This is a genomic window from Streptomyces sp. NPDC057877 (assembly GCF_042796855.1).
Lineage (GTDB): Bacteria > Actinomycetota > Actinomycetes > Streptomycetales > Streptomycetaceae > Streptomyces.
Window position 1 is genome coordinate 166,842 of record NZ_JBHVMS010000004.1, and the last position, 21,491, is coordinate 188,332.

26 protein-coding genes are annotated in these 21,491 nt (G+C 70.8%); 14 read left to right on the forward strand and 12 right to left on the reverse strand.

What is annotated here, in order from left to right:
* The first annotated feature begins 86 nt into the window (after positions 1-86).
* Positions 87-1,478 carry a DUF445 domain-containing protein gene (locus tag ACFVQG_RS12260; RefSeq protein WP_383380189.1) on the forward strand — a complete coding sequence of 464 codons (1,392 nt, stop codon included), beginning with the start codon at positions 87-89 and terminating at the stop codon, positions 1,476-1,478.
* 16 nt (positions 1,479-1,494) lie between these two features.
* Here ACFVQG_RS12260 and ACFVQG_RS12265 read toward each other — a convergent pair whose 3' ends face one another.
* Positions 1,495-1,944, reverse strand: a complete 450-nt coding sequence (locus tag ACFVQG_RS12265; protein WP_383380192.1) for a hypothetical protein — start codon at positions 1,942-1,944, stop codon at positions 1,495-1,497.
* Positions 1,945-2,096: 152 nt separating this feature from the next.
* Between ACFVQG_RS12265 and ACFVQG_RS12270 the strand changes: the two genes are divergently transcribed.
* The 3 genes from ACFVQG_RS12270 (at position 2,097) to ACFVQG_RS12280 (ending at position 4,123) form a co-directional block, all read left to right on the forward strand.
* The gene (locus ACFVQG_RS12270) at positions 2,097-3,053 is read left to right on the forward strand and encodes a GlxA family transcriptional regulator (protein WP_383380195.1); all 957 of its coding nucleotides are present in this window, start codon (positions 2,097-2,099) and stop codon (positions 3,051-3,053) included.
* A gap of 102 nt (positions 3,054-3,155) precedes the next feature.
* Positions 3,156-3,578: an Hsp20/alpha crystallin family protein gene (locus tag ACFVQG_RS12275; RefSeq protein WP_383380198.1), complete on the forward strand. Its 423-nt coding sequence runs from the start codon at positions 3,156-3,158 to the stop codon at positions 3,576-3,578.
* A 101-nt stretch (positions 3,579-3,679) separates the two neighbouring features.
* Positions 3,680-4,123, forward strand: a complete 444-nt coding sequence (locus ACFVQG_RS12280) for a DUF2267 domain-containing protein (protein WP_383380201.1) — start codon at positions 3,680-3,682, stop codon at positions 4,121-4,123.
* A 17-nt stretch (positions 4,124-4,140) separates the two neighbouring features.
* Here the strand turns inward: ACFVQG_RS12280 and ACFVQG_RS12285 are convergent, their stop codons facing one another.
* From ACFVQG_RS12285 to ACFVQG_RS12295, 3 genes are all read right to left on the reverse strand, one after another.
* The gene (locus ACFVQG_RS12285) at positions 4,141-4,665 is read right to left on the reverse strand and encodes a hypothetical protein (protein ID WP_383380204.1); all 525 of its coding nucleotides are present in this window, start codon (positions 4,663-4,665) and stop codon (positions 4,141-4,143) included.
* Positions 4,666-4,728: 63 nt separating this feature from the next.
* Complete coding sequence (locus tag ACFVQG_RS12290; protein ID WP_383380206.1) at positions 4,729-4,932, reverse strand: DUF397 domain-containing protein; 204 nt, start codon at positions 4,930-4,932, stop codon at positions 4,729-4,731.
* Positions 4,933-5,778, reverse strand: a complete 846-nt coding sequence (locus ACFVQG_RS12295; RefSeq protein WP_383380209.1) for a helix-turn-helix domain-containing protein — start codon at positions 5,776-5,778, stop codon at positions 4,933-4,935. It abuts the gene before it with no gap.
* Between the two features lie 219 nt (positions 5,779-5,997).
* On the opposite strand from ACFVQG_RS12295, the gene ACFVQG_RS12300 reads away from it, so the two are divergent.
* Complete coding sequence (locus tag ACFVQG_RS12300) at positions 5,998-6,636, forward strand: ATP-binding protein (RefSeq protein WP_383380212.1); 639 nt, start codon at positions 5,998-6,000, stop codon at positions 6,634-6,636.
* Here ACFVQG_RS12300 and ACFVQG_RS12305 read toward each other — a convergent pair.
* Complete coding sequence (locus ACFVQG_RS12305) at positions 6,594-7,382, reverse strand: HNH endonuclease (protein WP_383380215.1); 789 nt, start codon at positions 7,380-7,382, stop codon at positions 6,594-6,596. The two genes, ACFVQG_RS12300 and ACFVQG_RS12305, sit on opposite strands and share 43 nt — an antisense overlap.
* 160 nt (positions 7,383-7,542) lie before the next feature.
* Here ACFVQG_RS12305 and ACFVQG_RS12310 point away from each other — a divergent pair, with 160 nt between their 5' ends.
* The gene (locus ACFVQG_RS12310) at positions 7,543-8,598 is read left to right on the forward strand and encodes a DNA cytosine methyltransferase (RefSeq protein ID WP_383380218.1); all 1,056 of its coding nucleotides are present in this window, start codon (positions 7,543-7,545) and stop codon (positions 8,596-8,598) included.
* Positions 8,599-8,611: 13 nt separating this feature from the next.
* Here the strand turns inward: ACFVQG_RS12310 and ACFVQG_RS12315 are convergent, their stop codons facing one another.
* On the reverse strand, positions 8,612-9,088 hold the full coding sequence (locus ACFVQG_RS12315) for a very short patch repair endonuclease (RefSeq protein ID WP_383380220.1): 477 nt from the start codon (positions 9,086-9,088) through the stop codon (positions 8,612-8,614).
* Positions 9,089-9,109: 21 nt separating this feature from the next.
* A complete protein-coding gene (locus tag ACFVQG_RS12320) occupies positions 9,110-10,111 on the reverse strand; it encodes a NaeI family type II restriction endonuclease (RefSeq protein WP_383380222.1) in 1,002 nt (333 codons plus the stop codon).
* A 135-nt stretch (positions 10,112-10,246) separates the two neighbouring features.
* On the opposite strand from ACFVQG_RS12320, the gene ACFVQG_RS12325 reads away from it, so the two are divergent.
* Positions 10,247-11,041: a hypothetical protein gene (locus ACFVQG_RS12325; RefSeq protein WP_383380225.1), complete on the forward strand. Its 795-nt coding sequence runs from the start codon at positions 10,247-10,249 to the stop codon at positions 11,039-11,041.
* On the opposite strand, the gene ACFVQG_RS12330 is transcribed toward ACFVQG_RS12325, so the two are convergent.
* Together ACFVQG_RS12330 and ACFVQG_RS12335 are read right to left on the reverse strand one after the other, a co-directional pair.
* Positions 11,030-11,899, reverse strand: coding sequence for an HNH endonuclease (locus ACFVQG_RS12330; RefSeq protein WP_383380228.1), 870 nt, complete (start codon positions 11,897-11,899; stop codon positions 11,030-11,032). The genes ACFVQG_RS12325 and ACFVQG_RS12330 overlap by 12 nt on opposite strands.
* A 19-nt stretch (positions 11,900-11,918) precedes the next feature.
* The gene (locus ACFVQG_RS12335; protein ID WP_383380231.1) at positions 11,919-12,938 is read right to left on the reverse strand and encodes an SEC-C metal-binding domain-containing protein; all 1,020 of its coding nucleotides are present in this window, start codon (positions 12,936-12,938) and stop codon (positions 11,919-11,921) included.
* 134 nt (positions 12,939-13,072) lie between these two features.
* On the opposite strand from ACFVQG_RS12335, the gene ACFVQG_RS12340 reads away from it, so the two are divergent.
* From ACFVQG_RS12340 to ACFVQG_RS12355, 4 genes are all read left to right on the forward strand, one after another.
* A complete protein-coding gene (locus ACFVQG_RS12340; RefSeq protein WP_383380233.1) occupies positions 13,073-13,831 on the forward strand; it encodes a class E sortase in 759 nt (252 codons plus the stop codon).
* 63 nt (positions 13,832-13,894) lie between these two features.
* Positions 13,895-14,182 carry a DUF6412 domain-containing protein gene (locus ACFVQG_RS12345; protein ID WP_383380236.1) on the forward strand — a complete coding sequence of 96 codons (288 nt, stop codon included), beginning with the start codon at positions 13,895-13,897 and terminating at the stop codon, positions 14,180-14,182.
* Between the two features lie 99 nt (positions 14,183-14,281).
* Positions 14,282-14,950, forward strand: a complete 669-nt coding sequence (locus tag ACFVQG_RS12350; protein ID WP_383380239.1) for a YidC/Oxa1 family membrane protein insertase — start codon at positions 14,282-14,284, stop codon at positions 14,948-14,950.
* 155 nt (positions 14,951-15,105) lie between these two features.
* Positions 15,106-15,963: a fumarylacetoacetate hydrolase family protein gene (locus tag ACFVQG_RS12355; RefSeq protein ID WP_383380242.1), complete on the forward strand. Its 858-nt coding sequence runs from the start codon at positions 15,106-15,108 to the stop codon at positions 15,961-15,963.
* A gap of 136 nt (positions 15,964-16,099) precedes the next feature.
* Here ACFVQG_RS12355 and ACFVQG_RS12360 read toward each other — a convergent pair whose 3' ends face one another.
* From ACFVQG_RS12360 to ACFVQG_RS12370, 3 genes are all read right to left on the reverse strand, one after another.
* Positions 16,100-16,975: an LLM class F420-dependent oxidoreductase gene (locus tag ACFVQG_RS12360; protein ID WP_383380245.1), complete on the reverse strand. Its 876-nt coding sequence runs from the start codon at positions 16,973-16,975 to the stop codon at positions 16,100-16,102.
* 78 nt (positions 16,976-17,053) lie between these two features.
* The gene (locus ACFVQG_RS12365) at positions 17,054-17,566 is read right to left on the reverse strand and encodes a heme-degrading domain-containing protein (protein WP_383380250.1); all 513 of its coding nucleotides are present in this window, start codon (positions 17,564-17,566) and stop codon (positions 17,054-17,056) included.
* The gene (locus tag ACFVQG_RS12370; RefSeq protein WP_383380253.1) at positions 17,563-18,648 is read right to left on the reverse strand and encodes a Gfo/Idh/MocA family oxidoreductase; all 1,086 of its coding nucleotides are present in this window, start codon (positions 18,646-18,648) and stop codon (positions 17,563-17,565) included. Before ACFVQG_RS12370 ends, ACFVQG_RS12365 begins: the two co-directional genes overlap by 4 nt.
* Positions 18,649-18,696: 48 nt before the next feature.
* On the opposite strand from ACFVQG_RS12370, the gene ACFVQG_RS12375 reads away from it, so the two are divergent.
* The 3 genes from ACFVQG_RS12375 to ACFVQG_RS12385 all read left to right on the forward strand — a co-directional run bounded on the left by ACFVQG_RS12375 (position 18,697) and on the right by ACFVQG_RS12385 (position 21,449).
* The gene (locus ACFVQG_RS12375) at positions 18,697-19,827 is read left to right on the forward strand and encodes an ROK family protein (RefSeq protein WP_383380256.1); all 1,131 of its coding nucleotides are present in this window, start codon (positions 18,697-18,699) and stop codon (positions 19,825-19,827) included.
* 91 nt (positions 19,828-19,918) lie between these two features.
* A complete protein-coding gene (locus ACFVQG_RS12380) occupies positions 19,919-20,662 on the forward strand; it encodes a hypothetical protein (protein WP_383380259.1) in 744 nt (247 codons plus the stop codon).
* Positions 20,663-20,693: 31 nt separating this feature from the next.
* Positions 20,694-21,449, forward strand: a complete 756-nt coding sequence (locus tag ACFVQG_RS12385; RefSeq protein WP_383380261.1) for a GntR family transcriptional regulator — start codon at positions 20,694-20,696, stop codon at positions 21,447-21,449.
* Positions 21,450-21,491: the final 42 nt, after the last annotated feature.

Genomic DNA, 21,491 nt, shown 5'->3' on the forward strand with positions numbered 1-21,491 from the left:
CGGGAACTCTCGTTTCGTTCCGGGAGTAGGACAGGAAGGGACAATGTCGGCCAGGGCCGGTGTGGTGAGGGTGAACGGTGGAGCGGATGGATCGGCGGACGGACCGTGTGACGGCAGAGGCCGCCAAGACGGGTGAGACAGCCGGGGCGGACACGGCGGACACGGCGGCCGGGGCGGCACGGGAGGCGAGCGTGCCGGTCTCCGCCGTCCGCGCCATGACCACCTTCAGCGCCGCCGACGAGGAGAAGCGGCGCGGCGTGCGCCGGATGAAGGTCACCGCGACCGGCCTGCTCCTCTTCGTGGCGCTGGTGTACGCCCTCGCCGAGTGGGCCTCCCACGCGGGCGCGGGCCCCTGGGCCGGGTATGTCGCCGCGGCGGCGGAGGCGGGCATGGTCGGCGCGCTCGCCGACTGGTTCGCGGTGACCGCCCTGTTCCGGCACCCCCTGGGCATCCCCATCCCGCACACCGCGATCATCCCCAACAAGAAGGACCAGCTCGGCATCTCGCTGGGCGAGTTCGTCGGGGAGAACTTCCTCTCCGAGGACGTCGTACGGCAGCGGCTGCGCGCCGTCGGCATCGGCAGCAGACTCGGCGCCTGGCTCGCCGAGCCGGAGCACGCGGACCGGGTGACGGCGGAGCTGGCCACCGCGCTGCGCGGCGCGCTGACCGTGCTGCGCGACACGGACGTGCAGGCGGTGGTCGGCGAGGCCATCACCCGGCGGGCCGATGCCCGCGAGATCGCACCCGGCCTCGGCAAGATGCTGGAGAGGGTCGTCGTGGACGGCGGCCACAGAAGGGTCGTCGACCTGGTCGTCAGCCGCGCCCACGACTGGCTGATCCTGCACAGCGAGGACGTCATGGTCGCGGTGGAGGGCGGCGCGCCCGGCTGGACGCCGAGGTTCGTGGACAAGCGGATCGGCGAGCGGGTCTACAAGGAACTGCTGCGCTTCGTCACCGAGATGCGCGACATGCCCTCGCACCCGGCGCGCGGCGCCCTGGACCGGTTCCTCACCGACTTCGCCTCCGACCTCCAGTCCGACACCGACACGCGCGCGCGGGTGGAGCGGCTCAAGAGCGACGTGCTCGCGCGGGGCGAGGTCCAGGACCTGATCGCGTCGGCCTGGACCGCCGTACGCGCCATGATCGTGTCGGCGGCCGAGGACGAGCGCAGCGAACTACGGCTGCGGGTGCGGGCCTCGCTGCTGTCGCTGGGCGCGCGGATGGCCACCGAGGCGTCGGTGCAGGGGAAGGTGGACCGCTGGGTCGAGGGCGCGGCCGTGCACGTGGTGACGACGTACCGCAAGGAGATCACCTCCCTGATCACCGACACCGTGGCGGGCTGGGACGCCGTGCACACCACGAAGAAGATCGAGGCGCACATCGGCCGCGACCTCCAGTTCATCCGGATCAACGGCACGGTGGTCGGTTCGCTGGCGGGCCTGCTGATCTACACGGTGGCGAAGGCGCTGGGCGCGTAGGCCCTGGGGCGCGGGCTCAGGCCCCGGTGGTCGACCCCGGCCGGACGATCATCAGCACCGTCACCGTGGCCCATAGCAGGTTGAACATCCCGGTGAACATCGCGAGCCGCGCGGTCACCGCCCGCGTCCCGCTGCCCTCGACGAGCGTCTCCTGCCGGGGCAGCACCAGGACGACGAGGACGATCGCGGCGAGCGTCGTCAGCGCGACCGACACGATCAGCCAGGCGTCGCCCATGACCCCCATCGCGGTCGCCGTGGCGAACCCGAACACGGGGACGGCGATACCGACGGCGGCGTAGACCCGGCAGATCCGGTGCAGCAGCCGTACCGTCCCGGCCGCCTGACTGTCGTCGGGCGCGGCCAGGGCCCGGCGGGCGGCGGGCGGGAACATGCTGGCGGCGACGGTCACGGGCCCGACGGCGACGATCGCGGCGATGACGTGGAGGGAGAGGAGGAACTTGGTCACGGGCCGACGCTAGGCGGGCGCCGGATCGTGCAGAAGTGGCACTACTGCCACTCCTCAACGGATTCCCGCCACACCGAAGAACAAGCACGATGGGCGCGTCCTGCCTGCTGAACCCGGTTGGCAATAACTGCCCACCTGCCTACGCTCTCGCCATGCACACCGTGGCCGTACTGGCGCTGGACCAGGTCATCCCCTTCGATCTCTCCGCCCCGATCGACACCTTCGGCTGGGCCCGGCTGCCGGACGGCCGGGAGGCGTACCGGGTGAGGGTGTGCTCGGTGCGCGAGGTGGTGAGCGCGGGCCTGTTCACGCTCCGGGCGCCGTACGGGCTGGAGGCGCTGGCCGAGGCGGACACGATCATCCTGCCCGGCGTCGAGGAGCCACCGGACCCGCTGCCGCCGGGCGTCGCCGAGGCGCTGCGCGCGGCGGCGGCGAACGGCACCCGGATCGCGTCGGTGTGCGTGGGCGCGTTCCTCTTCGCGGCCACCGGCCTGCTGGACGGCCTGCGCGCCACGACCCACTGGTTCGCGGCGCCCGACCTGGCCGCGCGCTATCCGAAGGTCACCGTCGACCCGAACGTCCTCTACGTCGACAACGGTCAGTTCCTCACCTCGGCGGGCGCCGCCGCCGCGATGGACATGTGCCTGCACATGGTCCGCAAGGACTACGGCTCCGCGGTCGCCGCCCACACCGCCCGTATGTCGGTCATGCCGCTGGAACGCGAGGGCGGCCAGGCCCAGTTCATCGTCCAGGACCCGCCCCGCGTTCCGGCCCCCGCGGGCGCCACTCTGGAACCCCTGCTCCGCTGGCTGGAGGAGCACTGCGACCGCGATCTCACCCTGGACGAGATCGCGGCGCGGGCGGGCATGAGCACCCGCACCCTGAACCGCCGCTTCCGCGAACAGACCGGCACGACACCGCTGCAGTGGCTGCACCGCGCCCGGGTACGCCGCGCCCAGCACCTGCTGGAGACGACGGCGTACTCGGTCGAACGCATCGCGACGCAGGCGGGCTTCGGCTCCCCGACGGCGTTCAGGGACCGTTTCCGCCGGGTGGTGGGGACGAGCCCGCAGGGCTACCGGCGGGCGTTCAGGACTCACCAAACCTGAGTCCGAGCTTGTCAACTCCATGCCTGCGGAGTTATATAACTACACGTAGGGCATCGCACCGGCACACCACGCCTGAGGAGAGGAGAGAAAGGAGTGACCGTGATGCTCATGCGAACCGACCCCTTCCGTGAGTTCGACCGCCTCGCCCAGCAGGTCCTGGGTTCCGCCGCCCGCCCCACGGCGATGGCGATGGACGCCTACCGGTCCGGGGACGACTTCGTCGTCCACTTCGACCTGCCCGGCATCGATCCCGAGACGATCGAGCTGGACGTCGAGCGCAACGTCCTCAACGTCCGCGCCGAGCGCCGCAACCCCGCCCCCGAGGGCGCCGAGATGATTGCCGCGGAGCGTCCTACGGGCACCTTCACCCGCCAGCTCCTCCTCGGCGACACCCTCGACACGGAGCGCGTCGACGCCTCCTACGACGTGGGCGTGCTCACCCTGCGCATCCCCGTGGCGGAGGCGGCCAAGCCCCGCCGCATCCAGATCACCGGCGGTGGCAGCCGCAGGCAACTGAGCGGCTGAGGCCGCACGCCAGCCGCGTCCCGTGGGCCGGGCACCCTGCCCCCTGGGACGCGGCCCACCCTTGCCCACCTTCCCGACCACGGAACCGGAGGAGGAACCCGATGACCACGATGACGATGCCGACCCCGCGTACCCCCGCGGCCTCCCCCGACTGGACGGCACTGATCGACGCCGTACGGGACGCGGGCCAGTATCCGACCAGAGCGGAAGCGGAACGCGTCACCCGGATCGTCCTCGCCGCCCTGGGCGGCCATGTCACCGGCGAGGAACGCGTGGCCCTGGCCCACTCCCTGCCCCGGGAGGCGGCCCGCCTCATCGCCGACCAGATCCCGGCGACCCGTCCCCTCACGGCCGCGGAGTTCGTCGACCACGTCGCCGCCCGCGTCGAGGGCGCGACCCCGGCGACCGCCCGCTGGGACGTCAGCTCGGTCCTGAGCGCCGTAGCGACCCTGGTCGACGACACCCTCATCACCGACGTCCTGGCCCAACTCCCCCCGGGCTACGCCCTCCTCTTCGGCAGGGCGGACCTGACCCCGGCGCCGTAGCCACGGCCGACAGGGGGTCAGGAGGGGAGCCGCCCCCCTTCCTGACCCCCTGCCTTCCCCAGAGCCTCCCGCCGATACCTCGCCGCCACCCCACACCCCACACCGACGATCGCCAGCCCGAACACCGCGGGATTCACATACGACGGCACCTCGCCACTGTCGTAACGCCCCCCGTCACTGGTCTCACACTCGAACCCCAACGGCAGCCAGCTCACGTCGTAGTCGATGATGTCGATCCCCTGCACCGACTGCTCCAGCGTGTCCTCACGCCGACACGGCCGAATCGGCGACGAGTCGGTCCCCCCGTCCTCCGCGTCGAGCACGGCCCCACCCACATGCAGCGCCCCCCAGAGATACACGAGCACGCTCCCCAACACCGCGAAGGCGGCCACCCCACCAAGCAGCCCGCCCTGCCTCCGCCCATGCACCCGCCGCACGACCCACGACTCCCCCGACCAGCCCGCGGGCGCCTCACGCCGCCCGACGACCACGCCGACCACGACGACGGCCATCATGAGAACCCCCAACACCACCAGCACCATGACGGCCTCCCCACCCGACTCTCTCCTGAGCTGGCGAGTGTGCCAGACCGGTCGTGCACATGCTCAGCCGCGTGATCGGACGACGGTCAGGAAGCGGTGCCATGCCTGGGGGGCTACGGTCAGGTGAGGGCCGGTGGGGTGTTTGGAGTCGCGTATCAGCACGCCAGGAGGCACGAAGGCGGCTTCGAGGCACTCGGTTGCGTTTCCGCCGCTGTACGACGACTTGAACCAGGCGGGCCCGGAAGCGGGCGTGCGGACGACGGGCATTCACAGCTCCTTGCGGGCGCGGTGGATCATGGAGGAAGAGGCTTCCATGTCCAACGCTTGTGCGCGGAGGTACTCGAACGCAAGCCTGTAGCGATCCAGTTCCTCGTCCTTCTCCAGGAAGAGGGAGCCCGTGTGGAAGTCGACATACACCACGTCGAGGGCCGGCTCGGTACCGCCGATGATGACGAAACTGCCCAGAGCGGCGGCATGGGCTCCTTTGGAGAACGGCAGCACCTGAAGCGTTGTGTGAGGCGATTCGTTCGCTTCAAGAAGCCGGTCGAGCTGTTCCCTCATGGTCTGCGGTGACCCGACGACGCGGCGGATCACGGACTCGTCGAGGATCGCCCAGAGGCTCAGCGGCTTCGAGCGCGTAAGGATCTCCTGCCGCTTCATACGGATGTCGACCAGCCGTTTGATCTCCGCCTGTTCCAAGGGCACTTCGTTGGCCTTCTGCACAGCCGTGCTGTAGGCGCGCGTCTGGAGGAGTCCGGGTACGTAGACGCAGGAGAAGTGACTCTCGCGTACCGCCTCGTCCTCAAGGGTGAGCAGCAGGTTCATGCTCTCCGGGATCGAGTCGGCGAAGGAACTCCACCAGCCCTGCTGCCTGGCGTCTTTGGCGAGGCCGACAACGGCCTTGCGTTCGGCCTCGGTGGCCTCGTACTCGCGGCACAGCGCGTCAACGACGATCCACTTCACAGGCCCCGACTGGGTCTCGTACCGGCTGACCGTCGCCTTTGACACGCCGACGAGCCGCCCGGCTTCTTCCAGCGTCAGCCCCTTGCGAGCCCGCAGCTTCCGCATCATCGCGCCCAGTTGGCGGCGGCGGGTGGTGGTCCGCTCGGACATTCGGCTCCTTCGCCCTACGCCGGGCCGCGAGCCCGGAGAACCTCATCAGGCTAGGCAGCGGGCAGCCGCCCCACCATCAGATTCACCCGATGGATTCTCGTGAGAAGTTACATGGTGAGACTTCTCTATGCCATGCTCGCTGGCAGACCGCTACGCAGTGCAGCCGTACCGCTACGGCCTGGCGCAGCATGTGCGTGGCTTGGGAGGGAGGAGTGGCCCATGCCTGGCTACGAGATCAGCGAACCCCGACTCCGCTGTGTCCTGCCGTTCGAGGCGGCGCCAGCCGAGGTCCGCCTGCTCCGGAGAGCGGCTTCCGAGCAGCTCACCCGCTGGGGCCTGCTCGCGGCCACCGACGAAATCGAGCTGCTTGTCACGGAGTTGGCGACGAACGTCGTCAAGCACGTCGGCGAGGGCGTGGCGGCGACGCTGGTGCTTGAGCGCAGGGGCGAACGACTCCGGGTCGAGGTCCACGACAGGAGCCGCACGATGCCCTCACCGAGGACGGCCGCTTGCGAGGGCGAGTGCGGCCGCGGGTTGCATCTGCTGGCGTCGCTGGCGAGGGACTGGGGAGCTGTGCTCACTGCCGCGGGAAAGGAGGTGTGGTGCGAGATCCCCGTGAAAACGGGGCAACCGTGCCAGCGCGTCGAGCGGGCTGCCACCACTCTGGAGAGCTATCGCGGTGTGGCCGGTGCCGACGCTGCGGAGAGGGCGTTGCCAGCCGCGGTGCTCGAGGAGTCAGCGGTCGAGCTGATCGCGGACCTGTTGCACTGGACGGCCGCCCGCGGGCGTGATCCGGAGGGCGTGCTTGGGCGGGCTCAGGCGCGCTTTGAAGCTGAGACTGGGGCGGAGGCGGCCTGATGGGCGGTGCGTTGCGTCGGCCGCCGCATCTGCTCCCGGAGGGTGGCAGGGGTGCGCCAGGATTCTCCCAAGCGGCTCCGATGGCACATGCGGTGGCAGTTGGCACACAGGCACACGAGGTCCTCGAGCCTGGTCTCCCGGGTCCCGGAGGCGTGCAGCGGTGTGACGTGGTGGACCTCGATGTAGCCATCACCGAGTTCGCCGTAGGTGTGGGCGAAGTCGAAGTCGCAGACCTCACAGCGAAGAGGCAGCCCCTGGCGCCGCACCTGCTCGATCTTCTTGGCACGGAGCTTGGGATCCCGCTCCCGGACCAGGGCCCGACGGACGAGAAGACGCCCCTCGATCGCTGTGGCGCCCGTCTCGTCGACCTCGTCGTGCTGCGGGGGAACGAGGTGCAGTTCACCGGACCCGATGGCCTCTTCGATGGCCTGGGCTGCCTGGAGCATTTCGGCCTCGCGCTGGGTGAAAGCCTCGATCATGAGCAGTGTCGGTTTGCCGCACCTGGTGGCCTTTCCCGGGTACAGCCTGTGGTTCGTCATGAAGTCGGTGGTCTTGCGGCTCACGCTGTCGGGGGAGCGGAAGCCCGGAATTGCCAGTGCGTCAGCACCATGGATCGGCAGCGACCGGATCAGCTCAGAGAGTTCGTGCACAGCCTGGTCGCCCGTCCGCAGTTCGCGCCAGCCGTTCCTCACGACGAGCGCTCCGGCCAGTACGAGTTCGTCTTCCGTCCACGCAGGGATCCGCATGGGCCATATCGTATGAGTGTTCGGCGAGGTGGAGGGGGCGTGCGGTGAACCGAGGGGCGTACTGCACACTGGGTGAGGTCTGGTTGTCAGTGGGGTCTGTCACCCTCAGTGATGGTGGATTGCATAAAGCGTCTGCCGCTGCACGGCTGTAAGGAGGGGCATGACCCGCACGAACGAGCGCAAGTACACCTCGGTGGAGATCTGCGCGGGCGCCGGGGGGCAGGCGGTGGGCCTGCACAACGCGGGCTTCAAGCACGTCGCGCTGATCGAGATCGACAAGGACGCCTGCCAGACCCTCCGGGCCAACACCCGCGAGAACCCGGAGTGGAGTGGCTGCAAGGTCATCGAGGCCGACCTCCGGGAGTTCGATCCGCAGACACTGGGTCTGGAGTCCGGTCGCCTTGATCTCCTCGCGGGGGGAGTGCCCTGCCCGCCCTTCTCGGCAGCGGGCAAGCAACTCGGGCGGGACGACGAACGGGACCTCTTCCCGACGATGCTTGATCTCGTTGATCAGCTCGACCCGAATGCCGTGATGATCGAGAACGTGCGGGGACTGCTGGACCCCAAGTTCGCCGAGTACCGGCAGTACATCATCAAGCAACTGGAGTCCATGGGCTACGAGGAGTGCTACTGGGACCTCCTCGAAGCCAGGGACTACGGCGTCCCGCAACTGCGTCCCCGGGCCGTCCTTGTCGCCATGAAGCCCGAGTACGCCCGGCACTTCGTGCACTCGAAGCCCCAGCCGACGGAGTACGTCACAGTGGGTGCGGCGCTGCACGACTCGATGCGGAAGCGCTACGACGCCGTGGCCGACGATCCGCGGACTGAGCGGGCCTTCAAGCGGTGGTACGAAAAGGCTCTCGAGGGTGTGGCGCCGACGGTCGTCGGCGGCTCCAAGAAGCACGGCGGTGCCGACCTGGGGCCCACCCGGGCCAAGCGCGCCTGGGCGGAGCTGGGAGTCTGCGCCATGGGCGTCGCCAACGCGCCCGAGGAGATGAAGGACAAGGAGCGCGATCTGTTCGCCCCTGCCGGGCCCAAGCTGACCGTCACGCAGGCGGCCCTGATCCAGGGCTTCCCGGAGGACTGGAAGTTCTCGGGCCGTAAGACGGCCGCGTACCGCCAGGTCGGGAACGCCTTCCCACCGCCGGTGGCCCAGGCGGTGGGGGAGCAGATCTACGCCGCCCTTGAGGCCGCGGAGAAGCCCTCGGACGGCTGAGGCGGCGGCCGGCCTACTGCCGGGCCGCGCGCAGCCGGCTGACCGTGGCGGCGATCTTCACCGCACACTCCTCGGCTGGATCGTGCTCCCAGAACCTCAGCACGGTCCAGCCAGCGGCACGCAACTGCTCGTCCGTGTCCCGGTCGCGTGCCATGTTCCGTGCGACCTTGTCGGACCAGTAACCAGGGTTCGTCTTCGGGGACACGTAGTGCTCTGGGCAGCCATGCCAGTAACAGCCGTCGATGAACACGGCGAGCTTCGCCGGCCGGAAGACGATGTCGGCCGTACGCCGAAGTCCCGGCAGCGGCTTCGCGGCCACGCGGTAGCGCAGGCCCCGAGCGTGCAGCAGACTCCGGATCAGGCGCTCGGGCTTGGTGTCGCGGCTGCGGATCGCCTGCATGTTGCGGCGCCGGGCGGCGGACGAAGCCCATGATCCCTCCGGGGGCAGCCAGGCTTCCTCGTCGCCCGGCCCGGGGTTCTGCTGGTGCATGCTCACTGCTCTCGGGTCCGCTCAGTCCTGGGGGCTTGGCTTCTTCTTGGTCTCGGGCAGCAGCGGGGCCATCTCCTCGGGGTCGTCAGGCAGTGCCCGGACCCAGTGCCGACCGTCGAGCAGCACGCTTGGCTCGGAGTGGTGGTGTGGTTTCGCTTCGACCACCCGGATGCTCACGTTCTCGCCTTCCTGCGGCACGGGAAGACCGAGCTGCGCGGCAACGGCCTGGTGGTGGGGGTAGTCGCCACAGATCAGGATGCCGTGCTCGCGCAGGTGCTGGCGGGCTCCGCCGTTGTACCGGACGCGCTTCATGTAGTCCTTCTGCTGGGCAAGCGTACGCACGACGGTTCTGTTTATGCGGCGCCCTTGGACTCTCCGGAACAGCTCGTTGACCCTTGCCTGCCCTCTGCCGCGGTTGGAGCCGGAGCCCGCGGCGAGGACGGTTGCCAGCGTCTCCGCGTCGAGGTTCAGCAGCAGGTTCTCCTCCAGGGGCGCTTGGTCCCAGAGCCAGGCGACGAGATCATGATGCTTCTTGGTCAGCTGGAACTTGCCGTCGCGGTTGCCCTTCTTCGTGACCGTGCCACTGGTGGTGAGCTTGGCGCGGTCAGCGCGCAGCAGTCCCGCACTCCACTTCCCCTTATGGTCGTCCGCCCAGACGACCAGGCAGATCTCGTCGAGGGCCTCGGGCGGGATCATCCAGCCGTACAGCTTCTGGGAGAACTTGCAGTCGACCTCGATGCCCTCGATCAGGTAGTCGAGGTCGGCGCCGCTGGAGAAACCGAACTCCCGCAGCAGGTTGATCTCGACCAGCGTCCCGGCATGCGTCTTCTCAGTTTTGTGCAGGTCGTTCCAGTCGAACCGGCCTGTGTGTTCTCCGTCCAGGAGCTGGTCGATGGTGTCGCGCAGGACCCGGGCGAAGCGCTCCCCTTCCGGATCGAGCGAGAGAAGGTGCTGGCGCACGAGCATCAGCTCCGGGTCGTCGCAGACGCCGGGTGCGGGGCTCAGGCTGTCGGGGAACGTCACGCGTGAACTCCAGGGCTACGGGACAGGCTGTGGGCCCATTAGTATCCCCTCTCGCGGACGAGCGCTTGGGAGGGGAGTCCCGCTCAACTAGCTTGTGCGGCGGGCTTGTTGGAAGGCGTTTGGCGGGGAGGCGCTGTGGCGGAGACCACGTCGGAGGACGTACTCGGACTGTTCTGCACGACGGAGTCCACTCGGAGGCGCTTCGACGACTGGTGCGTGGACCCCCGGCGGTCGGAAGTGGTGCCCATGGTGATGGCCCACAGAACCCGGGTCCTCTATGACCTCACAGAGGCTGACATCAGCCATGTGTGCCAGAACACTGAGCATGCTTTGGGGGAAGTGAGACGCCAAGTCGGTGAGAGCGTTCCCGAGATCGTGGACTGGCACCCGAATTTCGCCTTCACTCACACGTTCCATATCTGTGTGGAACGCCTCGGGTGTGTGCCCACGTACCAGCGCTTCCGGGAATTCTCATTCCATGATCCGGACGGGCGGAATATGCTGGGCGATCCGGCGATGAAGCTCGTCCGTGATCTCGTGACCAGAGAGAAATATACCGAAGACCGTGTGCGGGCGGCCATACGATGGCGGGTCGGCAACGCCTACTACGGTTTTCTCCGCGAGGTCTACGCGTTCGCTCATTTACGGCTGCGGGGCGTAGACCTCCGGTTTCATCCGCTGGCTGACGCCCTCTTCCGTGTCGATGCGTGGACTGGGCGCCGTGCGCTGAGCCTTCGAGTGGGCAACAAGAAGTTCCGGCAGGGAATGAACGCCGGACGGAAGACCCCTGCCGAGCAGTTACTCGCGGATATCTTGCCGCCCTTGCGCTTCGACACGATTGAGCTTGCCGCGGCCACCAGATTCGGGGTGGTCCATGTGCCGTCCGCCGGGCAGCTCGATGAAGCGGCCGCCCGGCTGCTAGCCGGCTGAGGCGTCAGGGTCGCCGTCGTCTTCCGCCTGCTGGATCCTGCGGTCGATTTCGGCGCGGATCGATCCCTCGGGCCAGGGCTCCCAGCGTTTCAGGCGGTAGGAGGACCGCCACCTCCCCGACACGGGGTCCTTGGACTTCTTCGGTTCGTACTCCCAGCCCAGCTTCCGAAGTTCTCGCAGGCGTCTCTGCCAGTCGTCCTGGTACTGCTTCATCGAAGCCACGACGCTGATCAGATCAGCCGGAACCCAGTTCCCGTGGAAGGCTTTCAGGAGTTCCCCGATCCGGCCGTGTGGCTCTGGGTGGTCAGCCGCCGCCCTGATCTCTTCCGCGTACTGGTCGTAGGAACTGTAGAAGGCCTTTTTGCCGGAATTGCAGTCTTCGCACAGCGGTTGCAGGTTCTCCAGGTCGTCGCCTCCGCCCCAGTCCCTGGGGACCTTGTGGTCCACGACGAGGACTACAAGGTGATCCAGCGGTGTCCGCCCGCACTGAGCGCAGCGTTGCGGAGCGAGAACCTGGGCCCTCAGTCGTTTGCCGATGGCGCGGCGCAGCCCGTTCTGCCGATCGCGGTTCCACCCGGTGAGGCGGTATCGGTGACTGCGCCCCTCGCGAAATGCCTCGACTACGAAATGATCACGCAGATCGCGCACACGACGGTCTGTCTGGGCGGGGGAAGATCCTTTCTCATCTGCCACATGGGCACGGATCTCCACCATGGTCGGCGGGTTCTCCCGGGACTCGTAGAGGAAGCTGTACAGACTGAGGTGAGCTGCGGAAAGACCAAGACTGACGAGGTCCGCGCTCCCAGGTTCCGGCAGCGTCTCCTGATGGTTCCGCGCACCCTGACTTGTGTCGTCCATTGCCCGTGACTCCGTGCCGCTACGCGTCGACGCGTCCGTGGCAGTCCCCGTACGCCCGATCAGACCCACACCAACACCCCGCCCCCCGCTGCGGCGGCCACTCCACCGCCCGCCCCCGTGCCGCCAGTGTCGTCGCGTACTGGGGCAGCAGGGTCGCGTCGTCAGGGGAGGAGCCCTCGGACGCGGCGAAGGCCTCGTAGGAGGGGACCGTGCCGGTGACGGTGCCGAGGTTGGGGGTGCCGGAGGTGGCGAGTTCGCGGAGGGAGGACTCTATGGTCGCGAGGTGCTCCTCGTGGGACGGGTACTCCGTCAGCAGGGACGGGTACGCCGAGACCAGTTCCGCCAGTTCGTCCGCGGGCCAGTGCAGTATCGCGACCGGGAACGGGCGGGAGAGGGCCTCGCGGTAGGCGCCCAGTTCGGCGCGGAGGCGGGAGATCTCCGCTTCCAGCTCGGCCGGGTTGTCCGAGCCCAGGGACCAGACGCGTTTGGGGTCGTGGAGTTCGTCCAGGGAGACCGGCATCGAGTGGAGCGTGTCGGCCAGGGTGTCCCAGTCGTCGTGGGGCAGGCCCAGCATGCGGCGCACCCGGTGGCGGCCGAAGAGGAGGGGGTGGGTGGAGTACGGGGGCTCCGGCACGTCCGTCAGCAGCAGCACCGCCCCCTCGGTGAACGTCGACTCCGCGGCCTCCAGCTCGTCGTGCGCTTCCAGGGACTCCGCCGCGATGACCCAGGGGGCCGGGTCCCTGGGGGCCGTGGTGCGGATGCCGTCGATGATGGCCCTGGCCTCGGCCTCGTGGCCGTACTCCCAGAGGTTCGAGGCCTTCAGGGCACGGACCAGTTGGGGGTTCTCCAGGCCGTCGGAGGAGGACAGCAGGCGGTCGTAGAGGGTGGCGGCGGCGGGGCGGGCGCCGGCGAGTTCCAGGTGGGCCGCGGCCCGCAGCAGCAGGGCCTCGGCGTCCTCGGGATACAGCGCGGCGGTTCGCTCCAGGCGGGCCGCTTCGGCGTGGTGGTCGACGTTCTCGGCGGGCGTGTCGGGGCGCATGGGGGACACCGTACTGCCGATCAGTGACATAGGTGAGATATGTGCAGGCCAGCGGCTGTTGCCCGGCGGGGTCTGGCGGTCTGCGGCTCCCGCGCCTATCTTGCGGGCGGGTCCGGCCCCTGGAGGCGTTTCGTATGCGCGTTTCCGTCGTACGGCACGGTGATCGGCGTCGGCGTGCGCGGTGGCGGCGGGTGGTGTGGGGCGGCGGGGAGGCGCTCGTCACCGTAGGCGTCGTGCTGATGCTGCTGGTCGTGCATCAGCTGTGGTGGACCAACCGGGAGGCCCGGGAGGGGGCCGAGAGGGAAGTGCGGGCCCTGGAGCGGAGTTGGGGTGGCTCCGGCAGCGGAGAGGGGGAGGCGCGGGGGGCTGAGGGCGGGCGGGGTCCTTCCCCTGATGCCGAGAGGCCGCGGACGCCGTCAGCCGTCCGGGCGGCGCCCGTTCCCTCCCGTGCCTACGCCATCCTCACCATCCCCCGGCTCCGGCTCCGCGTCCCCGTCGCCGAGGGGATCGGCAAGGCCGACGTCCTGAACAAGGGATACGTCGGCCACTACCCCGGCACCGCACACCCCGGGCAGCCCGGCAACTTCGCCCTCGCCGGGCACCGCAACACCCACGGTGAACCCTTCCGGCACCTCGACCGGCTCCGGCGGAGCGATGCGATCACCGTGGAGACCGAGGACGCCGTCTACACGTACCGCGTGGGACGGACACTGCCGCAGACCTCCGCGCACGACGTCGGCGTCATCCGGGCCGTGCCGCGCAGCCTCGTCCGGCCGGGGCAGGGATACCGCGAGCCCGGGTACTACATCACCCTCACCACCTGCACCCCCGTGTACACGTCCAGATACCGGCTGGTGGTCTGGGGCACCCTTGCCTCGATGCGCCCCCGTTGAGGTTTAATCGGACCATCGGCCATCGGCCATCGGTGTGGGGCGCTTGGGGAGGGGTGGGGAGCTGTGTACCGGCGATCTGTCGCCCTTCTTCCTCTCCTTCTCCTCCTTGTCTTCCAGCTCGCCCTCCTCGACAGCGGCACCCTCACCGCCACCGTCGCCACCGCCGCCGCCCTCGCCGCCTGTGCGCTGATCGCCGCGCGGTGTGTGCCGGTCGTGGCGCCGACGCGGGTGCGTACGGCGATGCGTGAGCGTGAGCGTCGTACCGCCTTCCTGCCGCAACGTGATCCCGACGCCAGGGGGCGCACCCGTCCCCGAGCGCCCGGCTCCGCCCTCCCGGCGACCTTCGCGTAGGGCGCGAGCCGAACCGAAGCCTGAGCCCCGCGCGGGTCGTCATGCCGCCGCCGCACCTTCCGCGTCGGCCCGACCACCCACCCCACGGAGGGCTCACCCATGTCCGTTTTCGCCGACCTCGTCGAGCAGCTCGCCGAGTTGCTCCAACCCGTCTTCCACGCCTCCGCCGCCGCTGCCGCGATCGTGCTGTTCACCGCGCTGGTACGGCTGCTCGTGCATCCGCTGTCCCGGGCCGCCGCGCGGGGACAGAAGGCCCGGGTCGCCCTTCAGCCGAAGGTCGCCGAGCTGCGCGAGAGGTACGCGAGGAACCCCGAGCGGCTGCAGCGGGCCGTACTGGAGCTGCATGCGCGGGAGAAGGTCTCGCCGCTCGCCGGGTGTCTGCCCGGACTGCTCCAACTCCCCGCGTTCTTCCTGCTCTACCACCTCTTCTCCAGCCCCACGATCGGCGGCGAGACCAACACCCTCCTCACCCACCAACTGTTCGACGCGCCCCTCGGCGGGCGGTGGCTGGACGCGCTGAGCGGTGGGGGCGGGCTCGTCTACCTGGGGTTGTTCGTCGTCGTCATCGCTGTCGCCGTCGTCAATTTCCGGCGTACGGCGGTGATGACGGCCGCCGCAGACGGGGTGCCCGGAGCCGTCGGCAAGGTCATGCCGTACATGTCCTTCTTCACGCTCGTCACCGTGGCCGTCGTGCCGTTGGCGGCGGCGCTGTACGTGGTGACGAGTACCGCGTGGAGCACGGTCGAGCGGGTGCTCCTCTACCGCTGACCCGCCCCGGGGCGGTCCAGTACGTGAACGGGGTATTGCGGACTGGACCGCCTCCTTGGAGGATCGACCAGTCCTCCGATGGCTGCGGCGCCATGGGCCGCACTCCGGGCCGCCAGGCGTCGGCGGGACACCCGCGATCCAGGGAGGCCATGACCATGAAGCTGCTGCGAGTCGGTAGGGCGGGGCAGGAGCGGCCCGCGCTGCTCGACGCCGGGGGGATCCTGCGGGACCTGTCGGGGGTCGTGCCGGACGTCGACGGGGCGCTGCTCGCCGATGAGGACGCGCTCGCGCGGGTGCGGGCCGCGGCCGAGGGCGGGGAACTGCCCGTGCTGGACGCGGCGGGGCTGCGGATCGGGCCGCCGGTGGCGCGGATCGGGAAGGTCGTGTGCATCGGGCTGAACTACCACGACCACGCGCGGGAGACGGGCGCCCAGCCGCCCGCCGAGCCCGTCGTCTTCTTCAAGGCCGCGGACACCGTCGTCGGGCCGAACGACACGGTGCTCGTGCCGCGCGGGTCGACGCGCACCGACTGGGAGGTGGAGCTGGCGGTCGTCATCGGGCGTACGGCGCGGTACCTGGGGTCGGCGGAGGAAGGGCTCGCGCATGTCGCCGGGTACGCCGTCGCGCACGACGTGTCCGAGCGGGAGTTCCAGATGGACCGGGGCGGGACCTGGGACAAGGGCAAGAACTGCGAGACGTTCAATCCGCTCGGGCCCTGGCTGGTGACCGCCGACGAGGTGCCGGACCCGCAGGCGCTGGCGTTGCGGCTGTGGGTGAATGGCGAGCTGAAGCAGGACGGTACGACCGCGGAGCAGATCTTCCCGGTGGGGGAGGTCGTGCGGTACGTCAGTCAGTTCATGGTGCTGTACCCGGGGGACGTGATCAACACCGGGACGCCCGCGGGGGTTGCCTTCGGGCAGCCGGAGCCCAAGCCGTATCTCCGGGCCGGGGATGTGGTCGAGCTGGAGATCGACGGGCTTGGGCGCCAGCGGCAGGAGTTGAAGAACGCGTAAGCAGCGGTAGCGACAGGGCTCGGGGCTACGGGTCGTGCGGCGGCTGCGGGTCGTCTGGGGCTGGTCGCGCAGTTCCCCGCGCCCTTAGGTTGGCTGCGGCTGGTCGTGGTTTCCCGTGCCCCTGGGGTGGTTGGCGTCAGGCCAGGATCTCCGCCAGCCGGGTCCAGCCCTCCCTCGGCAGGCCGTCCCTCGGGCCGTCGTCCACCAGTTGGAGGGCCACGTGGTCGGCGCCCGCCTCGAGGAAGGCGTCGACGCGCCCGCGGACACGGGACTCGTCTCCCCAGGCGAACACGGCGTCGATCAGGCGGTCACTGCCGCCGTCCGCGAGGTCGGACTCGGTGAAGCCCAGGCGGAGGAAGTTGTTGGTGTAGTTGGGGAGGGTGAGGTACAAGGCGAGGGCCTCCCGGGCCAGGGCGCGGGCCCGGGCCGGGTCCGTCTCCAGGACCACCTTCAGCTCGGGGGCGAGGAGCGGGCCGTCGCCGAGGATCTCGCGGGCCTGGGCGGTGTGCTGCGGCGTCACCAGGTACGGGATCGCGCCCGCCGCGCGGTCGGCGGACAGCTGGAGCGTCTTCGGGCCCAGCGCGGCGAGGAGGCGGCGCCCGGCGGGCACCCCGGCCGCGTCGAGGGCGTCGAGGTAGGCGACCAGGGACGAGTACGGGCGCCGGTACTGGTCGGCGAGCTTGGCGTGGCTCACCCCGAGGCCCAGCAGGAAGCGGCCGGGGTGGGCCTGCTCCAGCTCGGCGAACCCGGCCGCGCTCTCGGCCGCCTCGTACTGCCAGATGCTCTGGATGCTGGTGCCGACGGCGATCAGCGAGGTCGCTTCGAGCAGCGGGGCGGCGTGGCTCGGCGCGGGGCTGCTGCCCAGCCACAGGGCGCCGTAGCCGAGGTCCTCCAACTGGGCCGCCGTATCGGCCAGTTCGCCACGCCGCTCCGGGTCCTCCGAGCGCAGCCCCGGGCTCCAGATGCCGTAGCGGCCGAGCTGGTCCTTCGAAATGGCGGATACGGCGTTCATGCGGTCCCTCCGGTCGGCGTGACGGCTGTTCAGCGGTGCCAACCAGAGGGACGCGCACGATCATTCCCGGGGGCCGGGTCAGATCTCGTCCTTCAGGAACTCCTCCAGCGCCTCCACCACGAGCCGGTGGTCCTGGAGCTGCGGCAGCCCGGACACCGTCACCGAGCCGATCACACCGACGTCCGCGACGGTGACCGGGAAGGAGCCGCCGTGCGCCGCGTAGGTGTCGGGGTCGAGGCGCGAGGACTCCTCGAAGGTCGTGCCCTTGGCCCGGAACCGGGCGCCCACCAGGTACGACGCGGAGCCGTAGCGCTCCACCACGCGGCGCTTGCGGTCGATCCAGGCGTCGTTGTCGGGCGTGGAGCCGGGCAGCGCGGCGCGGAACAGCTGCTGGCCCGCGCGGTGGATGTCGATGGCGACCGGCGCCTGCCGCTCCCGGGCCAGCCGCACCAGCAGCAGCCCGAGCGCCCAGGCGTCGTCATGGGTGAACCGGCGGAACACCAGACGGCGTTCCTGCGCCTCCAACTCCTCGACGGACGGGGTCAGTTCCGGGGTGACCTTCGGGGTCACCGGGTGCTTGTGGGTCGTCACAGTGTCACCGTCACCTTCTCCAGGGCCGAACGGCGGGCGGCTTCCAGTACGTCGAGGGCGGCGGCGGCCTCCAGCGCGGTCACCGGGTTGGCGGCGCCCTCGCGCAGCGCCCGTGCCACGGCCGCGTAGTAGGCGGGGTAGTCGCCGGTCAGGGTCGGGACGGGACGGCCGCCGCCGGTCAGCGGGGACTCGCCGGAGCCGGTACGGCCCCACATCCCCTCCGGCTCCACACCGAAGCCGGCGTCCGTGCCGGGGCGCCCGCCGTCGCGCAGGGCCGCCTCCTGCGGGTCGAGGCCGTACTTCACATAGCCCGCCCGCGAGCCCAGCACCCGGAAGCGCGGGCCGAGCTGGGCGGTGGTGGCGGAGACGTGGAGGTGGGAGCGGACGCCGCCGGCGTGGGTCAGCGCGATGAAGGTGTCGTCGTCCGTCGCGGCGCCGGGGCGGCGCACGTCGGCCTCGGCGTACACCTCGGTGGCGGGGCCGAAGAGGACCAGCGCCTGGTCGACGACATGGCTGCCGAGGTCGTAGAGCAGACCTCCGATCTCTGCCGGGTCGCCGGACTCCCGCCAGCCGCCCTTGGGCTGGGGCCGCCAGCGCTCGAAGCGGGACTCGAAGCGCCATACGTCGCCCAGTTCGCCGTCCTCGAGAAGCTTCCGCAGGGTCAGGAAGTCGTTGTCCCAGCGGCGGTTCTGGAAGACGGAGAGCAGCAGACCGCGCTCGTCGGCCAGCGCCGCCAGCTCGCGCGCCTCGGCCGCCGTGCCCGCGACCGGCTTGTCGACGACGACCGGGAGACCGGCCTTGAGGGCGGCGGTGGCGAGCGGGACGTGCGTCCTGTTCGGCGAGGCCACGACGATCAGGTCCAGCTCGTCCGCGCGGTCGAACAGCTCGTCGGCGGTGGCGGCGAGGCGGACGTCCGGGAACTCGGCGCGGGCCTGCTGCTGCCGCTCGGGGTTCGAGGTGACCACCGTGTCCAGGGCGAGGCCGTCGGTGGCGGCGATCAGCGGGGCGTGGAAGACGGAGCCCGCGAGGCCGTAGCCGATCAGGCCCACGCGCAGGGGGGTGCCGGGAGGAGTGCCAGTCATGGCACCCACTTTCGCAACGCTGTTGCCAAAGTGCAAGCGGTGGGGAGAATGGGTCGGGTGAACAGAACGAGGAACGGTAGGGCCCCGGCCCGGGGCGGAGCGACCGGCGCCGACCCGCTCGCCCCGCGCAGCCGCAACGCCGCAGTCGTCCTCGACCTGCTGCGGACCGCCGGTGACGAGGGCATCAGCCGCCTGGAACTCGCCGAGCGGACCGGGCTGACCCCCCAGGCCGTCAGCAAGATCACGGCCCGGCTGCGGGCCGACGGGCTGGCGGCGGAGGCCGGGCGCCGCGCCTCGACGGGCGGCAAGCCGCGCACGGTCCTGCGCCTGGTGCCCGACGCCGGGCACGCCGTCGGCGTACAGCTGGACCGGGACGAGCTGCGGGCGGTGCTGGTGGACCTCACCGGGACCGTGCTGGACGAGCGGCGGACGCCGCTGGACCTGGGGGCGGGCGCGGAGGCCGTGGTCGCGGCGGTGGTGCGGGAGGCCGAAGGACTGCGGGCGCCGGGCCCGCTGCTCGGTCTCGGCGTGGCCCTCCCCGGTCCCCTCGACCACACGCGCGGGGTCCTGCACCGCGTCACCGGCTTCCCGGAGTGGGACGGCTTTCCGCTACGGGACACCCTCACCCGGCGGCTCGACGGCGTCCCGGTCGTCGTCGACAAGGACACCAACGCCGCCGCCCTGCGCCTGACGGTGGCCGACCCCGGAGACGGCGCCGGGTCGTTCGCGTACCTCCACTTCGGGGCCGGGCTCGGCGGCGGACTGGTGATCGGGGGCGCCGTGCACCGGGGGGCGCGGACCGGCGCGGGCGAGTTCGGCCACCAGGTCGTCCAGCTCGACGGCCCGCCCTGCGGCTGCGGCAACCGCGGCTGTGTGGAGGCGCTGTGCCTGGCGGCCGTGGCGCGCGGGGACCTCGACGAGGCGGCCCGGGTCCTCGGCACCGGCACCGGCAACCTCGTCGCCCTCCTCGACATCGACCTGATCCTCCTCGGCGGCCGGGTCGTCACCGCCGCCCCCGACCGCTTCGTGCGCGGAGTCGCCGCCGTCCTCACCGAGCGCGCGCACCGCACGGGCGAGCCCCCGGTGCCGGTGCGAGTCGCCCCCGGCGGTGGCCGCGAGGTCGCCGAGGGCGCGGCCCAACTGCTGCTCGCGCCGCTGTTCGGGCGCGGGGAGGGCTGAGGGACCCCTGTCCGCTGAACGAGCGGATTGCCGCCGCCCACCGGAGCGGCATCGTCCCCCCGCCCCTCCCGCCCGGCATGGTGATGTGCTCATGCGACCGCGCACGCACACCGCCGCCACCGCCCTCCTCATCCCCCTCACCCTCTGCCTCCCCGCCCCCGCCCAAGCGGCGGCTCCCCACTGCGCCCCCGCAGACGGCCGGGACTTCCCGATCACCACCCGGATCCGCGGCGGCCCCGAGGCCTACCAGGCCGGTGGCGGACACGGCACCTGGTCGATCGACCTCACCAACACCACCGCCCGCCCCTGCACCGGCATCCACCCCGTCGTCGTCCTCGTCGACGAACGGCGGCAGTTGCGGGCCGAGCAGCCCCGGCTGGAGTTCTACGACGGCACCCGGCCGCGCCCGCGCCCGGTGCGGTTCGAGGAGACCGACCAGGACGAACTGGTCGGGGCGTTCGACGACGGCTTCCCGGGGTTCACGGTGCAGCCCGGCCGTACCGTCACCGTCAAGGTGCGCCTGGGCCTCACCTCCGACGCCGTACCGAACGAGGTCACCGCCAACGCGTCCGTCGTGCACCGGCGCGCCGACGACGGCGACTGGGTCGGCCAGTCGAACGACTACCGCTTCTCCGTCCTGACCGGCCGGGCACCGTCCGCCACGCCCCCGCCCACCGGCACGGAGAGCAGCCCCGCCCCCACCAGGGAGGGCCGCCTGCCCACCGCCGAGGAACTCGCCCGCACCGGCCGCCCCCTCGCCGCGCTCGCCGCCCTGACCGCCGCCCTGCTCCTCACCGGCGCGGCCCTGCTCACTCTTGGCCGAAGGCGCCGCTGAACCCGCCACCCGCGTCTGCGACGATCCCTGAGTGGACTACCCGAACGACCAGGCCCCCGGCGCCCCCGTGCGCCGTGGCATCCCGGAGCACGGCCGGATCCCCAAGTACTACGCGGTCAAGGCCCGGCTGGACCGGCTGATCGAGGAGCTGGGGGAGGGCGGGGCCCTGCCCACCGAGCGCGATCTGTCCGAGCGCTACGACGTCGCCCGCGAGACCCTGCGCCAGGCGATCCGCGAACTCGTGCTGGAGGGCAAGCTGCGGCGGCACGGCCGTGGCACCGTCGTCGCGGGCCCGAAGCTGGAACAGCCGCTGTCCCTCGCCAGCTACACCGAGGGCGTACGGCGCCAGGGCCGCACCCCCGGCCGCGACCTCGTCACCCTCGACCGCTTCCCCTGCCCGGAGGCGCTCGCCGCCGAGACCGGGCTGACGCGCGGTGAGCCGGTCTGGCACCTGGAGCGGGTGCTGCGCGCCGACGACGAGCGGGTGGGCCTGGAGAGCACCTACGTGGCCGTGGCCCGCGTGCCCCGCCTGGACACCGACTTCGAGCCCGACTCCTCCTTCTACGCCTACCTCCGCGCCCAGGGCATCGCCTTCGGCGACGCGGACGAGCGCATCGAGACCGTGCTCGCCACCCCGCGCGAGGCGCTGCTCATCGGCACCCCGCCCGCCCTGCCGATGCTGCTGATCCACCGGGTGTCCCGGGACGCCGACGGCCGCCCGCTGGAGCGGGTGCGAACGCTGTACCGGGGCGACCGGTTCTCCTTCACGACCCGTCTCAGCGGCTGAAAACCGCCCTTCTCGCCGACCTTCTGTGGAACGACTTTCACG

Bases quoted from the DNA above. Each gene is read 5' to 3' on its own strand.
- ACFVQG_RS12260 (WP_383380189.1), top strand. From the start codon at position 87: ATGGATCGGCGGACGGACCGTGTGACGGCAGAGGCCGCCAAGACGGGT.
- ACFVQG_RS12270 (WP_383380195.1), top strand. From the start codon at position 2,097: ATGCACACCGTGGCCGTACTGGCGCTGGACCAGGTCATCCCCTTCGAT.
- ACFVQG_RS12275 (WP_383380198.1), top strand. From the start codon at position 3,156: ATGCTCATGCGAACCGACCCCTTCCGTGAGTTCGACCGCCTCGCCCAG.
- ACFVQG_RS12280 (WP_383380201.1), top strand. From the start codon at position 3,680: ATGACCACGATGACGATGCCGACCCCGCGTACCCCCGCGGCCTCCCCC.
- ACFVQG_RS12285 (WP_383380204.1), bottom strand. From the start codon at position 4,665: ATGGTGCTGGTGGTGTTGGGGGTTCTCATGATGGCCGTCGTCGTGGTC.
- ACFVQG_RS12290 (WP_383380206.1), bottom strand. From the start codon at position 4,932: ATGCCCGTCGTCCGCACGCCCGCTTCCGGGCCCGCCTGGTTCAAGTCG.
- ACFVQG_RS12295 (WP_383380209.1), bottom strand. From the start codon at position 5,778: ATGTCCGAGCGGACCACCACCCGCCGCCGCCAACTGGGCGCGATGATG.
- ACFVQG_RS12300 (WP_383380212.1), top strand. From the start codon at position 5,998: ATGCCTGGCTACGAGATCAGCGAACCCCGACTCCGCTGTGTCCTGCCG.
- ACFVQG_RS12305 (WP_383380215.1), bottom strand. From the start codon at position 7,382: ATGCGGATCCCTGCGTGGACGGAAGACGAACTCGTACTGGCCGGAGCG.
- ACFVQG_RS12310 (WP_383380218.1), top strand. From the start codon at position 7,543: ATGACCCGCACGAACGAGCGCAAGTACACCTCGGTGGAGATCTGCGCG.
- ACFVQG_RS12315 (WP_383380220.1), bottom strand. From the start codon at position 9,088: ATGCACCAGCAGAACCCCGGGCCGGGCGACGAGGAAGCCTGGCTGCCC.
- ACFVQG_RS12330 (WP_383380228.1), bottom strand. From the start codon at position 11,899: ATGGACGACACAAGTCAGGGTGCGCGGAACCATCAGGAGACGCTGCCG.
- ACFVQG_RS12335 (WP_383380231.1), bottom strand. From the start codon at position 12,938: ATGCGCCCCGACACGCCCGCCGAGAACGTCGACCACCACGCCGAAGCG.
- ACFVQG_RS12340 (WP_383380233.1), top strand. From the start codon at position 13,073: ATGCGCGTTTCCGTCGTACGGCACGGTGATCGGCGTCGGCGTGCGCGG.
- ACFVQG_RS12350 (WP_383380239.1), top strand. From the start codon at position 14,282: ATGTCCGTTTTCGCCGACCTCGTCGAGCAGCTCGCCGAGTTGCTCCAA.
- ACFVQG_RS12355 (WP_383380242.1), top strand. From the start codon at position 15,106: ATGAAGCTGCTGCGAGTCGGTAGGGCGGGGCAGGAGCGGCCCGCGCTG.
- ACFVQG_RS12360 (WP_383380245.1), bottom strand. From the start codon at position 16,975: ATGAACGCCGTATCCGCCATTTCGAAGGACCAGCTCGGCCGCTACGGC.
- ACFVQG_RS12370 (WP_383380253.1), bottom strand. From the start codon at position 18,648: ATGACTGGCACTCCTCCCGGCACCCCCCTGCGCGTGGGCCTGATCGGC.
- ACFVQG_RS12375 (WP_383380256.1), top strand. From the start codon at position 18,697: ATGGGTCGGGTGAACAGAACGAGGAACGGTAGGGCCCCGGCCCGGGGC.
- ACFVQG_RS12380 (WP_383380259.1), top strand. From the start codon at position 19,919: ATGCGACCGCGCACGCACACCGCCGCCACCGCCCTCCTCATCCCCCTC.